16 protein-coding genes are annotated in these 15,444 nt (G+C 31.1%); 9 read left to right on the top strand and 7 right to left on the bottom strand.

Going from position 1 to position 15,444, the window contains the following annotated elements; all coding sequences use genetic code 11:
* The 3 genes from PHC28_RS06695 to PHC28_RS06685 form a co-directional block, all read left to right on the top strand.
* On the top strand, nt 1-208 hold a 208-nt coding region (locus PHC28_RS06695; protein WP_367277996.1), incomplete at its 5' end, for a heterodisulfide reductase-related iron-sulfur binding cluster.
* Nucleotide 209: 1 nt separating this feature from the next.
* On the top strand, nt 210-818 hold the full coding sequence (locus tag PHC28_RS06690) for a hypothetical protein (protein WP_300097549.1): 609 nt from the start codon (nt 210-212) through the stop codon (nt 816-818).
* Between the two features lie 29 nt (nt 819-847).
* Nucleotides 848-1,330 (top strand): ABC transporter ATPase, encoded by a 483-nt coding sequence (locus tag PHC28_RS06685; RefSeq protein WP_300097547.1) that lies wholly within the window; start codon nt 848-850, stop codon nt 1,328-1,330.
* A gap of 23 nt (nt 1,331-1,353) precedes the next feature.
* Here the strand turns inward: PHC28_RS06685 and PHC28_RS06680 are convergent, their stop codons facing one another.
* Together PHC28_RS06680 and PHC28_RS06675 are read right to left on the bottom strand one after the other, a co-directional pair.
* Nucleotides 1,354-2,427, bottom strand: coding sequence for an alanine/ornithine racemase family PLP-dependent enzyme (locus tag PHC28_RS06680; RefSeq protein WP_300097545.1), 1,074 nt, complete (start codon nt 2,425-2,427; stop codon nt 1,354-1,356).
* Nucleotides 2,428-2,482: 55 nt separating this feature from the next.
* Nucleotides 2,483-2,917: a GNAT family N-acetyltransferase gene (locus PHC28_RS06675; RefSeq protein WP_300097543.1), complete on the bottom strand. Its 435-nt coding sequence runs from the start codon at nt 2,915-2,917 to the stop codon at nt 2,483-2,485.
* A gap of 320 nt (nt 2,918-3,237) precedes the next feature.
* On the opposite strand from PHC28_RS06675, the gene bshA reads away from it, so the two are divergent.
* Together bshA and PHC28_RS06665 are read left to right on the top strand one after the other, a co-directional pair.
* Complete coding sequence (gene bshA, locus PHC28_RS06670; protein ID WP_300097541.1) at nt 3,238-4,371, top strand: N-acetyl-alpha-D-glucosaminyl L-malate synthase BshA; 1,134 nt, start codon at nt 3,238-3,240, stop codon at nt 4,369-4,371.
* Nucleotides 4,368-4,796 carry a protease complex subunit PrcB family protein gene (locus PHC28_RS06665; RefSeq protein ID WP_300097540.1) on the top strand — a complete coding sequence of 143 codons (429 nt, stop codon included), beginning with the start codon at nt 4,368-4,370 and terminating at the stop codon, nt 4,794-4,796. The genes bshA and PHC28_RS06665 overlap by 4 nt, the downstream gene beginning before the upstream one ends.
* A gap of 52 nt (nt 4,797-4,848) precedes the next feature.
* Here PHC28_RS06665 and PHC28_RS06660 read toward each other — a convergent pair whose 3' ends face one another.
* Nucleotides 4,849-5,340: a hypothetical protein gene (locus tag PHC28_RS06660; protein ID WP_300097539.1), complete on the bottom strand. Its 492-nt coding sequence runs from the start codon at nt 5,338-5,340 to the stop codon at nt 4,849-4,851.
* Between the two features lie 311 nt (nt 5,341-5,651).
* Here PHC28_RS06660 and aroC point away from each other — a divergent pair, with 311 nt between their 5' ends.
* The 3 genes from aroC (at nt 5,652) to PHC28_RS06645 (ending at nt 10,521) form a co-directional block, all read left to right on the top strand.
* Nucleotides 5,652-6,722, top strand: a complete 1,071-nt coding sequence (gene aroC, locus PHC28_RS06655; protein ID WP_300097537.1) for a chorismate synthase — start codon at nt 5,652-5,654, stop codon at nt 6,720-6,722.
* A 127-nt stretch (nt 6,723-6,849) separates the two neighbouring features.
* On the top strand, nt 6,850-8,124 hold the full coding sequence (locus PHC28_RS06650) for a cation:dicarboxylase symporter family transporter (RefSeq protein WP_300097535.1): 1,275 nt from the start codon (nt 6,850-6,852) through the stop codon (nt 8,122-8,124).
* A 192-nt stretch (nt 8,125-8,316) separates the two neighbouring features.
* Nucleotides 8,317-10,521, top strand: a complete 2,205-nt coding sequence (locus tag PHC28_RS06645; protein ID WP_300097533.1) for a response regulator — start codon at nt 8,317-8,319, stop codon at nt 10,519-10,521.
* A 112-nt stretch (nt 10,522-10,633) separates the two neighbouring features.
* On the opposite strand, the gene PHC28_RS06640 is transcribed toward PHC28_RS06645, so the two are convergent.
* Both PHC28_RS06640 and PHC28_RS06635 read right to left on the bottom strand, forming a co-directional pair.
* The gene (locus PHC28_RS06640; protein WP_300097531.1) at nt 10,634-11,887 is read right to left on the bottom strand and encodes a DEAD/DEAH box helicase; all 1,254 of its coding nucleotides are present in this window, start codon (nt 11,885-11,887) and stop codon (nt 10,634-10,636) included.
* A gap of 114 nt (nt 11,888-12,001) precedes the next feature.
* The gene (locus PHC28_RS06635) at nt 12,002-13,045 is read right to left on the bottom strand and encodes a formimidoylglutamase (RefSeq protein ID WP_300097529.1); all 1,044 of its coding nucleotides are present in this window, start codon (nt 13,043-13,045) and stop codon (nt 12,002-12,004) included.
* A gap of 89 nt (nt 13,046-13,134) precedes the next feature.
* Between PHC28_RS06635 and PHC28_RS06630 the strand changes: the two genes are divergently transcribed.
* Nucleotides 13,135-14,025, top strand: a complete 891-nt coding sequence (locus PHC28_RS06630; protein ID WP_300097527.1) for a hypothetical protein — start codon at nt 13,135-13,137, stop codon at nt 14,023-14,025.
* Between the two features lie 49 nt (nt 14,026-14,074).
* Here PHC28_RS06630 and hutI read toward each other — a convergent pair whose 3' ends face one another.
* Nucleotides 14,075-15,316, bottom strand: coding sequence for an imidazolonepropionase (gene hutI / locus PHC28_RS06625; RefSeq protein ID WP_300097525.1), 1,242 nt, complete (start codon nt 15,314-15,316; stop codon nt 14,075-14,077).
* Nucleotides 15,317-15,328: 12 nt separating this feature from the next.
* Nucleotides 15,329-15,444: glutaminyl-peptide cyclotransferase (locus PHC28_RS06620; protein WP_300097551.1), on the bottom strand; the 116-nt coding region annotated here is incomplete at its 5' end.

Raw genomic sequence — 15,444 nt, 5'->3', positions numbered from 1 at the left:
TCAAATGTTTAAAGACTCTGAACCTGGCAACAAAGAAATAAATGTTGAAAGAACTGAAGATGCTTTAGAAACGCAACCAGATATTATTGCTGCCGGTTGTCCTTTTTGCAATACAATGCTCACTGATGGAATCAAAAACAAAGAAAAAGAAGGTTCAGTAAAAGTACTGGATATTGCCGAATTGATTGCTAACGCCAATGATTTATAATATGAAAAAAACTATTTTAATTTTAGTATTATTGACTAGTTCTCTGGTTTATTCACAGGATGTTTATGAAATAATTGCCAAAGAAACTTGTGAATGTTTGGCTCAAAAAAAGATTGATTATGCGTCAATTTCAAAAGAAAATTTGCAAAAAGAAGTAGGTATTTGCATTATTAACAGTTATACTTCTCACAGTAACGATTTCAAACCTGAAGAAAAAATCAGTTTTGATGATGAAGAAGGAATGGGAAAGATGGGCGAAGCAGTTGCATTAAAAATGCTAAATAATTGCCCAGAAACTATTTTTGAATTAGGAAAAAGTACTATAAATAATACTAATGATATAGATGCAAATCCTAAATTTTCTATCATTGAGGGTGAAATTATTGATGTCAAAATCGATCAGTTTGCATCGATAATACTTAAAGATAAAAATGGGAGAGTTTATAATTTTTTAATTTTGGATTATTTCGAAACAGCATCTCTTTTTACCAACAATGAAATCAATAAAAAAGATATAGTGAGCATTAGTTTTTCAGAAAGTGAATTATATGATCCCAAAATGAAAGAATTTAGATATTTTAAAATAGTTTCTAAAATCGAAAAAAAATAAATTTCCAAATTAGCCAAATCAAAAAACAAATGTATATTCCTTTTGAAAATTTACCAGAAGAATCCAAAATCTGGATTTACCAATCCAATAGAAAATTTTCGGATGCGGAATTTTCCGAAATAGAAACTGATTTAATATCCTTTCTTGAAAAATGGGAAGCACATAGTATTGGTCTTGAATCATCGTATCAATTGAAATACAATAGATTTATAATAATTGCAATAAACCAAGAAGTACAAGCTGCAACAGGTTGTTCTATAGATTCTTCAGTGCAATTCATCCAAAAATTAGAACAAAAATACAACGTAGATTTATTGGATAAAATGAATGTTACTTTTAAGAATGGAGAACATATTGCTCACAAATCCTTGATAGATTTCAAAAAGATGGCAAAAGAAAAAGCCGTTACCGAGAATACCATTGTTTTCAATAATTTGGTCAATAACATTCAAGAATATAACGAATCTTGGGAAGTTCCCGCAATGGATAGCTGGCACAGTCGTTTCTTTTAGAGGCAAATAATTATCTCAATTTTTCATCCAATAACTTTTTCAATATAATCGGAATTTAAAAGATAGAGTCCTCCCATATATTGAATTTTAAAAGACACAAAATCGCCTACTTTATATGTTTTTTTAGAATTTGAAATATCAACTACCATCATATCGGAACTTGCATCAATAATAGTAATTTCGATGTCTTCAGGTTCTATATACTGTGGTTGCATATCTAACAAACCAATATCTAAGATGGCTCGTAATGAAGTTCCGCCAAGGTCTTCTATGTCGTTCATCGAAAAAGTATTTCCTGCCACATTTTCGCCAATTTCACCTGTTGGTGTGTCTGGTTTTTCGGTAATTTCAATAATTTGTGTGTAGAGTTTAAAAACATCATTGTGCATTCCTTCAATGGTTTCTCCAGTAAAAAGATCTTTACCAAAGAATAAGGCTTCCCCAATTCTAAAATGATTCACCGACATTGGTCGCGCATTTTTTAGTATCAACGGAATTGCAACTGAGGTTCCTCCAGAAACCCAAGGAATTTTAATATTGAATTTAGCCTCAATAAGTTGTTTGTATAAACTTAACTGAATTAATTTGTCCTGTGTAGGCATTACGCCACTTAGACAATTCAAGTTGGTACCAATTCCTCGAATTTCGATATTTGACATACTTAGAATTGTTCCATAAAAAGCTATCAGTTCTTCGCCCATAACCCCTTCACGCAAATCACCCATTTCAATCATAATGATGATTTTATGGATTTTATTCTGTTTTTGTGCTTCCTTTGAAAGTAATTGAATGGTATAAATTTCAGTATTAAAACTGACATCTGCATAACGAACAATACTTTGAATATTTTGTTTTGCAGGAGGTTTGATATACACTGTTTGAATATCAGGATCTAATGTCTTAATTTTTTTTAAGTTGCTAATTCTAGAATCATGAATTTCCCTAACTCCTAAAGCTATTATTTCTTTGAGATAAATTGTATTTCCACATAAAATTTTAGAAACTACGCCCCATTGAATATCTCTAGATTTAAAAATAGCATCCAAAAAAGCATAATTCTCTTCTAATTTTTGTTTGTATAATTTTATGAAAGCCATTATTTTATAATTTTACGAGGAATCAATTTTGATATTTTGATATTCTATCTTTGGACTATTTTATGAGACGCATTTCTAGGTATTTATTAGTAAATCCAAGTTTTTCATACAGAATTTTTGCTGGGTTATTCGGTTCCACATGAAGAGCAATATTTCCTTCTGCGATTGAGATAGCTTTTTGCATTAGTTGTCTTCCAAAACCTTTGCCACGTTGCATATTGTCAACAGCGATATACACCAAAATATTTTCTGGGATAAAATCTTTCATTCCAGTATTATTTAAAATTACAACACCAACAATTTTATTATCGTCTAGACCCACTACTATATTTCCTCCTTTGTTAGGATTCATAACATAAGCAATACATTTTAGAATATCTCCAATTTTATTACCATATTCTTCTAAATGAGTATAAAGAAATTCAGCAATGATTTGATTGGTGAATGTATTATCTTCTCCCGTAGTTTGATTTATTTGTTTGAATTTCATTTTATATTCAGATTAATTGATTAGCTGTTAATGGAATTTCTCCAAATAACAAAAGATGCAGCAAACTGCAAAAAAAAGATGATTTTTCAAGACGATTTCTGGAATAAGAAATCAAAGAAAGGATTTAATGAATTGTTAAAATAATTCAAATTTGTCCTCAAAAATTGAATGAATAATGGCTAATATAAGGAAAATATATCTAAAATGCAATTCAATATACAAATGCAGTTGCTGTTAAATCTAATTTAATACAATAAAAAAAGACATTTTGTCTTAACCCATTTCTATTTTGCCTAAATTCGTATTTTAAAAAATTATAGATGAAAATTGCAATTGTTTGTTATCCTACTTTTGGAGGAAGCGGTGTTGTCGCAACAGAATTAGGACTTGAATTAGCTCGCCGTGGTCACGAAATTCATTTTATTACTTATAGTCAACCCGTTCGTTTGGCTTTATTAAATCCAAATGTTCATTATCATGAAGTTAACGTTCCAGAATATCCATTGTTTCATTTTCAGCCTTATGAATTAGCGTTATCAAGCAAATTAGTCGATACAGTGAAGTTGTACAAAATAGAATTGCTTCACGTGCATTATGCAATTCCACACGCTTATGCAGGCTATATGGCAAAACAAATGCTTAAAGATGAAGGTATCAATTTACCTATGATAACAACTCTTCACGGAACGGATATTACCTTGGTAGGCAATCATCCATTTTATAAAACTGCGGTAACTTTCAGTATCAATAAATCAGATTATGTTACTTCTGTTTCTCAAAGTTTGAAAGAGGACACCCTTAAATTATTCAACATTAAAAACGAAATTCAGGTTATCCCAAATTTTATTGAATTAGATAAAAATACTATTGATCCAAGCATTTCTTGTCGTCGATCTGTTATGGCTACAGAAAATGAAAAGATTATAACGCATATCAGCAATTTTAGGAAAGTAAAACGAATTCCTGACGTGATCAAAATATTTTATAAAATTCAAAAAGAAATTCCTGCTAAATTAATGATGGTAGGTGATGGACCAGAAAAAGAAAAAGCAGAGTACTTATGTGAGGAATTAGGCATTCAAGATAAAGTAATCTTCTTTGGAAATAGTAATGAAATCGATAAGATTTTAAGCTATAGCGATTTATTTCTTTTGCCTTCAGAAACAGAAAGTTTTGGTCTTGCAGCATTAGAAGCAATGGCTTGGGGAGTTCCCGTGATTTCAAGTAATTCGGGAGGTTTGCCAGAAGTAAATTTTGATGGAATTTCAGGGTATTTAAGTAATGTGGGGAAAACCAAGGAAATGGCCGAAAATGCTTTAAAAATTTTAAAAGATGATACTATTTTATCAGAATTTAAAAAGAATGCTTTGTCAGTTGCTGAGCGATTTGACATCAAAAATATTTTGCCTCAATATGAAGATTTATATCAAAGAGCTATAAATAAATTTTTATGAAAAAAATAAGCCTTTTATTGCTAACATTAATTTTGGTTTCTTGTGGAGCTACATCTACGAAAACAATTGTAAATAGACCTTTATTTGAAGTTCTAACACAACAGCCAAACGGAGGAGCGAGTATTCGATTTTTTGAGATCCTAACTGAATCAAACGAAATTAAGATGCTGCAAAATGATGAAAAATTAAAGAATAAAATTAAGCCTGATGATATTAAAGCTTCAAATTTTGTAATATTAAATATGGGAGAACAACCAACGAGCGGTTTCAAAATTGGTATTGAAAGTATAGTTGAAAATGATAAAAACATAATTATCACCGTGAAAGAAAACTCTCCTGAACCAAATGCAATGGTGAATCAAGTTATCAGCAATCCTTATTGTGTAGTTAGAATAAACTCAAAAAAAGAAATTATTATTAAATAAAAAATCCCATTAATTTGAGTTAATGGGATTTATGAAAATTTAAAAAGGCTAATTAGAATCTATATCTGATTCCCAAAGCAATGTCTGGACCAAAATTATCTAAATTTTTATTAGTGTATTTGTAATCTCCAAAACCAAGTTCAGGTCTAGCATCTAATGAAAGTTGAATTGGTGCTTCCTCAAAATTGTATTCTATTCCAATATCACCAGCAGCAAATATAAATGTGCCACTTGTATTAGCATCACTACTCCAGCTGCCTAATCCACCTCCAATACCAGCATACCAGTTGAATCCGCCATCAATATTCCATACCCATTGGTACAGACCAGCAAGTTTAAATGCGTCAACGTAATTAGAGTTTCTCCAACCTAAATCTAATTCCAAACGGTTATTGCTTGATAAAGCTCTTTGATATGAAACTTCTCCTCCAAAACCTGAATTGTCTCCTAAACGTAATCCTAAAGCATTTTTAGAAATGTCTTGTGCTTGTGCTGTTAATGCTAATCCCATTAACATAACTGCTGATAAAATGATTTTTTTCATAAATAAAAATTTGTTTTTGCAAATGTATAACTAATAACTGATAAAAAAATTATAGGATAATTAAAAAATATTTCATAATCGACTCATTTTTTAGTTATAATTGCTTTTTTAATATAAATTTATTTACAAATAATATTTCTAAAAGTTTGAAAGTTAGTAAAAAACATCTTTAATCATTATAAAATTTTATATAATAATTTTTATGAAATAAAGTAGAAAAGTGAATAGACTGTGAATAGCTTTTTAAAACTTTAAACTTTAAACTTTTAATCTTTAAACTAAAATATTATATTTGTTCAAAACTAATAATAATGGCAGGAAATAGCTACGGAACACTATTTAGAATCACAACTTTTGGAGAATCACATGGAGAAGCTTTGGGTGGAATAATTGATGGTTGCCCTTCGGGAATAACTTTGGATTTGGACGCAATTCAACTTGAAATGTCTCGAAGAAAACCTGGACAATCAGCAATTGTTACCCAACGAAAAGAACCAGACGATGTGCAATTTCTTTCAGGAATTTTTGAAGGTAAAACCACAGGAACTCCCATTGGTTTCATTATCCCTAACACCAATCAAAAATCTGACGATTACTCACATATAAAAGATAATTACAGACCAAGTCATGCCGATTATGTGTATGAAAAAAAATATGGAGTCCGAGATTATCGTGGTGGCGGACGAAGTTCTGCTCGTGAAACGGCAAGTAGAGTAGTGGCTGGAGCAATTGCAAAACAAATGTTACCAGAAATAAAAATCAATGCTTTTGTATCTTCGGTTGGTCCAATTTTTTTAGAAAAACCATACCAAGATTTAGACTTTTCGAAAACTGAAAATAATCCAGTACGTTGTCCTGACGAAGAATCTGCCATCAAAATGGAAGAATATATTCGTGTGATAAAAAAACAAGGAGACACAGTTGGAGGGACAGTTACTTGTGTGATTAAAAATGTTCCAATAGGATTAGGAGAACCTGTTTTCGATAAATTACACGCAGAATTAGGCAAAGCAATGCTTTCTATAAATGCTGTAAAAGGTTTCGAATTCGGAAGTGGTTTTTGTGGATCTCAAATGAAAGGAAGCGAACACAATGATTTATACAATCCTGATGGAACTACAAAAACGAATCTTTCAGGCGGAATTCAAGGAGGAATTAGCAACGGAATGGATATTTATTTTCGAGTAGCTTTCAAACCTGTAGCAACTATTATGCAAAAACAAGAATCTCTTGATAATAAAGGGACTATTACCGAAATGACTGGGAAAGGTCGACACGATCCTTGCGTTGTACCACGTGCGGTTCCTATTGTTGAAGCTATGGCAGCCATTGTGCTTGCCGATTTTTATTTAATTAACAAAACCTATTCTCCTAATTTTTAGGAGTTATTTCCTGCTATTCGTTTCAATCCACGTCCAAAAGCGTAGGGTTTTAACTACAAACGAAGTTCACTGAACTCCGATGAAAGTAAAAATAAAGTGAAGTAATCAGGGCTAAAAACCAACCAAAATGACACCAACCGAAACAAAAAAATCATCTTTATTAGGAAATCTTACTGTTCAAATTCTTATTGCAATGCTATTTGGAGCAGTCTTAGGCATTTATATTCATAATAATTATGATGTTCCTTTTGCCAAAGAATTTAGCGATAAAATAAAAATATTGGCAACGGTTTTCATCCGTTTGGTCCAAATGATTATTTCGCCTTTGGTTTTTACTACTTTGGTAGTGGGAATTGCAAAATTAGGGGATATTAAAACCGTGGGAAGAGTTGGCGGAAGAGCTTTAGGATGGTTCTTTTCGGCTTCATTTATTTCGTTGTTAATTGGAATGTTTTGGGTCAATCTCTTAAAACCAGGAGTTGGATTAAATTTATTAAATGTTGATTTGACAGCTGCTGCCGAAGTAACGGGTAATACTCATAGTTTTTCTGCAATAAATTTTATTGAACACATTATTCCAAAAAGTATTTTTGAAGCAATGTCGAATAATGAAATTCTTCAAATTGTTATTTTCTCCATATTTTTTGGATTAGCCGCAGCTTCAATTGGAAGTTTTGCAAAACCTGTAATAAATGCATTAGACAAAACATCACACATCATTCTCAAAATGGTGAATTACGTAATGAAATTTGCTCCTCTAGGTGTTTTCGGAGCAATAGCAGGAGTTTTTGCAATTAAAGATTTGAATGATTTAGTTATCACTTATGTAAAATTTTTCAGTTCATTTTTAGTAGGAATCGGTTCGTTATGGATTTTCCTTTTAGCAGTAGGTTTTGTTTTTCTTGGAAAAAGAATGAAAACCTTATTAAAACATATTGTTAGTCCGTTGATAATTGCTTTTGGTACGACAAGTAGCGAAGCTGTTTTTCCAAAATTAACTGAAGAATTGGAACGTTTTGGAATAAAAGATAAGATTGTTTCATTTATGTTGCCTTTAGGTTATTCTTTCAATTTAGACGGAAGTATGATGTATATGACTTTTGCAAGTATGTTCATTGCCCAAGCCTATGGAATCCATTTGGATTTGGGAACTCAAATGACTATGCTTTTAGTCTTGATGCTAACCAGTAAAGGAATTGCGGGAGTTCCAAGAGCAAGTTTAGTTGTTGTTGCTGCCACTTGTGGAATGTTTGATATTCCAATAGAAGGGATTGCTTTGATTCTTCCAATTGATCATTTTTGCGATATGTTTCGTAGTGCAACAAATGTTTTAGGAAATGCTTTGGCAACTTCAGTAGTTGGAAAATGGGAAGGTGAAAGTGAGCCAGAGCTATCTGAATAAAAACATAAATAGTCTAGAAAAATATCTTGTGTTTATGCTAACACAAATCTGCTCAATTAATTGAGTAGTTTTTTTTTAGTAGTATTAATTCAACAATAATTATTTTTAATAATTATATATTAGAGAAATAACTTATAAAAGATTTTTCGTTATTATTTAAAAGTGTATATTTGAAATGAGATTATAAAAATTATGCCCCACATTCGAATTATCGTATTGTTATTATTACTACTGAGCCCGATCAGGAATAATTCATTTGCCCAAATAAAAACTCTTTCCAAAGAAGAAATCACGAAATTAACTAAGAAGGCAAACGAATATAGAAAAGCGACTAATTTCGAAAAATCATTAACAACATCAAGAGTTGCTTTGCATTATGCTAATGCAATTAAGGATGATTATCTCATCGCTACTTCCTATAATTCAATTGCTTTAAATTACAGTGAGTTGTCTGAATATGACAAAGCAATTTTTTACTTCAATAAGGGATTAACTTATGCCAACAAAATAAATAATAATAAATTAAGAGATTGGATTAACAATAACTTAGGAAATATATATTGTTTCAATTTAAAACAAAATTCAAAAGGAATTGATTACTACAAAAAGTCATTAGAATATAGTAATATGAGGGCAGATTCAATTAATATTGTCCTCACGAAACTTAATATCGCTTGGGCTTATTTTGAGAGTGGTCAATTTAATGAAGGATACCCCTATTTAAAATTTATCAATAAATATCATCCTAAATTTGGAGATAAATCCACTATTGTAGCCTTAAATATGCTTAATGGAATGTATTATGGATATATTGGTGAAAATAAAAAAGCGGAAATTTCATTTCAAGATGCAATTAAATTAGGTAAAGAAGGAACTGAAAAGGCTGACTTATCTTATTCTCATCAAGAGTATTCTAAGTTCTTACAAAAAAATGGTGACTATAAAAATGCCTATGAAAACCTAGAATTATACAATAAAATAACAGAAGAACTTTATAACCAAGAAAAACTTAAAAAGGCAAATGTTGCGGGAATTAATCTCGAACTAGATGAATATAAAAGAGAGGTTGAGAAAATTGAACTCGAGAAAAAATTGCAATCGCAAAGTTTAGAAAATTCAAGAATTATTTTAACTCTTTTTATACTTGCACTCATTATTTTATTGTTGTTGCTTTATTCTTTGTATATAAATTATAACTTCAAGAAAAAGGTAAATAGCGATCTTATTATTGCTAATGAAAAATTATATATTGCCAAAGAATCTGCTGAAGAAGCATCCCTGCTTAAAACACAATTTGTATCTACGATAAGTCACGAATTAAGAACACCATTATATGGAGTTGTTGGGATAACTAATATGCTTTTAGACGAGCACAAAGAACTTGCGGGTAGTCCCCATTTAGAATCACTCAAATTTTCAGCGCGATATTTGCTATCACTTGTTAATGATATTCTTCAAATTAATAAAATTGAAGAAAACAGGATTGTTCTTGAAAATTTGACATTCAATGTTTCAGATGAAATTAATTCTATAAAAAATTCTCTTGCCTTCATCGCTCAAAATCATAATAATAAAATAACTATTGAAATTGATCCTAATATCCCCGAATTTTTAATTGGAGATAAATTAAGGCTTTCCCAAATCCTTATGAATTTAATAAGCAATGCTTTAAAATTTACTAAAAATGGCGAAGTCATTGTTACTGCAAATCTGGTAAAAATTGAAAATAAATTTCATTTTATTGAATTTAAAATTAAGGATAACGGTGTGGGAATTGCGACAGGAGATCAAGACAAAATTTTTGAAAAATTTGTACAGGTTGGCAAAAAAGAAAATGATTATCAAGGAACAGGTCTTGGATTAGCTATAGTTAAGCGATTATTAGAATTATTCAATAGTAAAATATATCTTGAAAGTAAAATAGGAGAAGGAACAACTTTCAAATTCACGATTGCATTTGAATTTGATTCTAATAAAACTTTTGAAATTATTAATAATATCAAGGTAGATTTAAGTTCTAGCCAGATATTTAAAATATTAGTAGTCGAAGACAATAAAATAAACCAAACTGTTACAAAAAAAATAATTGAAAAAAATAATTGTAGTTGCGTTATTGTTGATGATGGATACCAAGCTCTCGATATTTTGAAAAAGGATAATTTTGATGTTATTTTGATGGATATCAATATGCCTTTGATAAGTGGTTTTGAAACTACGAGAAAAATTCGTTTGGAAAAAATACAAACGCCAATTATTGCTCTAACAGCTTTTGCAAAAGAGGAAATAACAGAGGAAGCTCTTTCAGCTGGAATGAATGATATAATTGTAAAACCGTTTGAACCTATGAAATTATTTCAGGTGATTAATGATCAAATAAATAAAGCAAGAAAGAATTAATTTAGACTTTCTTGCTTTAATTTTATATATGCAATTGAAATTTGTTGCCAAACATTATCTAAAAATACTATTCTAAAGATTTGGACATAAGTATTTTAAAATAATAATTACATTAATACCAACGCTTTTTATTTTGTTTCGACGCCTCTGATTTTCTTGATTTATGAGCACCACCACTTCTATTTGAATTTTTTTGCGAAGCTGCTTGTGCAGTTTCAGGACTTCCTGAATGCCAAGGATATGGATGATCACTTATAGTCTTAACATCTACTTTTATCAATTTTTGAATAGCTGCCCAATATTGATGCTCATCTTTACTACAAAATGAAATGGCGATTCCTTCATTTCCTGCTCGACCAGTTCTACCAATTCGGTGGACATATGTTTCTGGAATATTTGGCAAATCAAAATTAATTACAAATGGCAATTGATCAATATCAATACCACGAGCGGCAATATCAGTTGCTACAAGAACTCCAACTTCTTTATTTTTAAATGCATCCAAAACACGTTGTCTTGCATTTTGAGATTTATCACCGTGAATAGCTTCTGCAGGAATATCTTTTTTACGTAATGCTTTGACAACATTATCAGCACCGTGTTTGGTTCTAGAAAAAACCAAAACATCGGATAAATTTTGATTTTTGATCAAATGATATAATAAATTTCTTTTTTCACCTTTTTCAACAAAATAAATATGTTGTTCCACATTTTCAGCTGTTGACGAAACGGGAGATACTTCAACTTTTGCTGGATCTTTAAGAAACATTTCGGCTAATTCCCGAATTGCTATTGGCATTGTTGCCGAGAACAATAAAGTTTGTCTATTTTTTGGCGTAAGCTTTACAATCTTTTTAACATCGTTTATAAATCCCATATCCAGCATTTGATCTGCTTCATCAAGAACCAAAGTATGCAACTGATCTAAATCGATGAAACCCTGCTTGTGCAAATCGAGTAATCTTCCTGGAGTAGCCACAAGGACGTCGACTCCTTTTCTTAAAGCATCTACTTGTGGAACTTGAGAAACTCCTCCAAAAATGGTAAGTTGGGTCAAGTTGGTGTATTTTCCATAAGTGTCAAAACTTTGACCAATTTGTACCGCTAATTCCCGTGTTGGAGTAACTATTAATGCACGAATTTCTTTGGCTTTTTTTGAAGAACCAACAATTCGGTGCAATTGATGTATGATTGGAATGGCAAATGCTGCCGTTTTTCCTGTTCCTGTTTGAGCACAACCTATTAAATCTCTCCCCGCCAAAACTAGAGGAATGGATTGTTCTTGAATAGGAGTGGGGTTGGTATAGCCTTCTTCAAATACGGCTTTTTGAATACTTTTTGAAAGTGATAAATCTTCGAATAACATATTTTTTGTATTAAATATCTTGTAATAAGTACATAGATAGTTTCGCAAAGATAGGTTTATTATTTTTGATGGAAATTAGTTTCATTATTGTCGAATCAAAAAATGATTTCTATATTATAATAAAGAAATACTGTTATTTGATTTTATAAAATCAGTAACTAAATACCCTATGAGCTTTCCTATTAAATGATTGTTTTTTTCTTCTCCTAAGTCTGGAGCACCTTCACAAATATGCAAATAAGCAGCATTTTTGTTTTTGGCAAAATAGGAAACAAACTGTCTCAATTCTTCGATTGAAAATCCACTCAATGTCATAGCACTGCTAGCGATATAGGGAATTGCATCAAGGTCAATTTCTATTCCGTAGCTATCATTTTTAATAAATTCCATAGCTTGATTAATTTCTTGATCGAAATTTTTTTCCTTGCGAATCTTTATACAATCATAAGTGTTAAAACGAACACGATCTTCCTTTTTTTTGATAATGTCTAATACACTTTTTGAAGTATAATTTTCGTGTAAACCAAAAATGAAGTATTTCTTTAAAAAACCTTCTTCATAAGCATAAGAAAATCCGTTACCACTATGTCTTCCTTCTAGAATTCTGAAATCAGAGTGAGCATCAAAATTGATAGCATTTATAGATTTCCCTTTGGCAAGTGCTGTCCCTTTGATGTTACCGTAGGAATTATTGTGACCTCCACCAATTATTATCGGTGTTTTTCCAGATTTTATGATGTTAAAAATAATATGGGAAACTTCTTTGTCAATTTTTTCTACGAGTTTACTCAATTTAGTTCGATCATTTACATCGTGAAAATCTAAATCCTCCACTTCTTTCATATCCTCACATACATCTAATTGCCCTAAGACAAGAAGATTATATCCTTTGCAAAAACGATTGTGTTGAATATTAGCAATACTTCGAATTGCACTTTCCCAAGCTGATGCTGTTCCTGGCCTTCCAAAATTAGCTCTTACTCCAATATCTTCGGGTATGCCCAGTAAAACATATTGAGCCTCACAAGATTTTAGAAATACTAATGGGTCTGTTCCTTTTGGAATAGTAAGCATTTTTTCGCCAAATTTTATTTCCCCACTTCGGTGGTTTGTAATTTTGGCAAGTTCAGTTTTGGTAAATGGGATAAGGTTTTCCATAAAAAATATAAACATCAAATATAATATAATTGTCGAGAATTCGTTTGTACCTAATATTATATTATTAAATTTGTATAAAAAAATTTAAAATGGAAGAACAAAGAAATAATTCAAACTCAAGATTAAAGGTAATAATCGCAATATTGGCAATTCTATTAGTAGGAAGTTTAATTTGTATTTTTAAAATGACCTCGGATTCAAAAGCTGTTCAAACTGAATTGACAAAAACAGTTAGTGAAAAAGACTTGGTAATGAAAGATTTACAAGATTTAAAAACTACTTATGATGCTGCAATTGCTGAAAATACTTCAATGTCTGAAGAATTAATTAAAGAAAGAGACAAAGTTGTGACTTTGATGGAAGACCTTAAAAAATCTAAAGGGGATATAGCTTCATTAGCGAAATACAAAACGCAATATCTTAAGTTAGAAAGCTCTATGAAAGGCTTATTAGCTGAAAATGAAGTGCTTAAAAAACAAAATTCTACTTTAACAACGCAACGTGACAGCACTGTTGTTGTTTTGGGGGAATCAAAAAAATACAATGAAGTATTGGTAGGTCAGAACGAAGAATTGGCTAAAACTGTTGAGAAAGGATCGAAATTGACTATTCTTTATATGACAACAGCAGCTTATAAGATAAGACATTCTGGTGAACAAGTAAAAACCGAAAAAGCAGGTAGAGCAGACGTTCTTAAAATTAGTTTTACTATTGCTGAGAACCAAATTGCAAAATCTGGTGATAAAGAATATTATGTGCAAGTAATTGATAGTAAAAGTAATGTTTTAGGGGATAAAAAAACAGAGACTTTTGGTGATAAAGCATTAACATACAGTTTTATATCTAATGTAAAATATGAAAATAAAACTGTAAGAGTTTCTGAAGATTTGCCAGGTAAAGATTTTGCAAAAGGAACTTACTTCGTGAATATTTTTGACAAAGACGAATTGGTTTCAAAAACAAGTTTTACATTGAAATAAAAGAATAAGATTTTAATAAAGTAAAGAGGAGCATTTTGTTCCTCTTTTTTTATACAATAACTTTACCTTCAATAAATACGGAATCTATTAAGTTGCTTCCAAAAGCATAAGGAAGTTGATTATAAGAAGAGATAGGTTTTGTAATGATAAGATTAGCTTTTTTGCCAATGGTGATACTTCCGTTAGTTTCAGAAATTCCCATTGCATAAGCTCCGTTTATTGTGGCAGCATTTATGGCTTCTTCGGGAGTCATTTTCATTTTGATACAAGCTGTAGAAACTACAAAATTCATATTTCCTGAAGGAGTTGAACCAGGATTAAAATCGGTTGCAAGTGCAATTGGCAAACCTGCTGACATCATTTCACGTGCTGGAGTATATGGAATTCCTAGAAAATAAGAGCAAGAAGGTAAAGCAACTGTCATTGTTTCAGTTTTTTTCAAAGCTTCAATGTCTTCGGGTTTCATAATTTCCAAATGATCCACCGAAAGTGCTTTGAATTTTATTGCTGCTTGAATTCCACCAATAGAATTAAATTGATTCACGTGGATTTTTGGTTTTAAGCCAAATTGAATTCCTGCTTCCATAATTTGTTCCGTTTCGGGAACCGTGAAATAACCAGTTTCACAAAAGACATCTATAAAGTCTGCCAAATTATTTTTCGCAACTGCAGGCAGCATTTCGTTAATTATTAAATCGATATATCCTTTTCTATTTTCCTTGAATTCCTGTGGAATTGCGTGTGCTCCAAGGAAAGTTGCTTTAATAGTTATTGGATAATCTTGAGACAATTTTTTGATAACACGAAGCATTTTCAATTCGCCATCAACTGTAAGCCCATAACCCGATTTTATTTCGACTGCGCCAGTTCCTAAGTACATAATTTCTTCAAGCCGGACTTTGGATTGGCTGTAAAGTTCTTCTTCGGAAGTTTCGTTGAGTTTTTTGGCTGAATTTAAAATACCGCCGCCACGATTGGCAATTTCTTCATAAGAAAGTCCGTTGATTCTGTCCACAAATTCTTGTTCGCGATTGCCAGCATAAACAAGGTGCGTGTGACTGTCGCACCAAGTAGGCAAAACCATTTTTCCATCAACATCGATACATTTTTCAGGATTTAAATCCTCTGGTAAATCTTCCATCGAACCAAAATCAGCAATAAACCCATTTTGAATTACCAAATACGCCTTTTTAATCGTAGGAAGAATTGCCATTTCATCACCAGAAACTTTCAAAACAGATTTATCTCGCACTTGAAGTAATTCCTTAATGTTGATGAATAGTGTTTTCATTTCGTGTGGAATTTATTCCGAAACCTTAATTTCGAACATTTTATCCCAGTTTTTTCCTGTAACAAAAATGGTTTTTGTTTTTGGGTTGTAGGCAATACCGTTTAAAACATCAGCATTTGCATTTTTGA

The organism is Flavobacterium sp. (assembly GCF_028712645.1).
Lineage (GTDB): Bacteria > Bacteroidota > Bacteroidia > Flavobacteriales > Flavobacteriaceae > Flavobacterium.
This window is presented reverse-complemented; position numbering and strand designations above follow the sequence as displayed.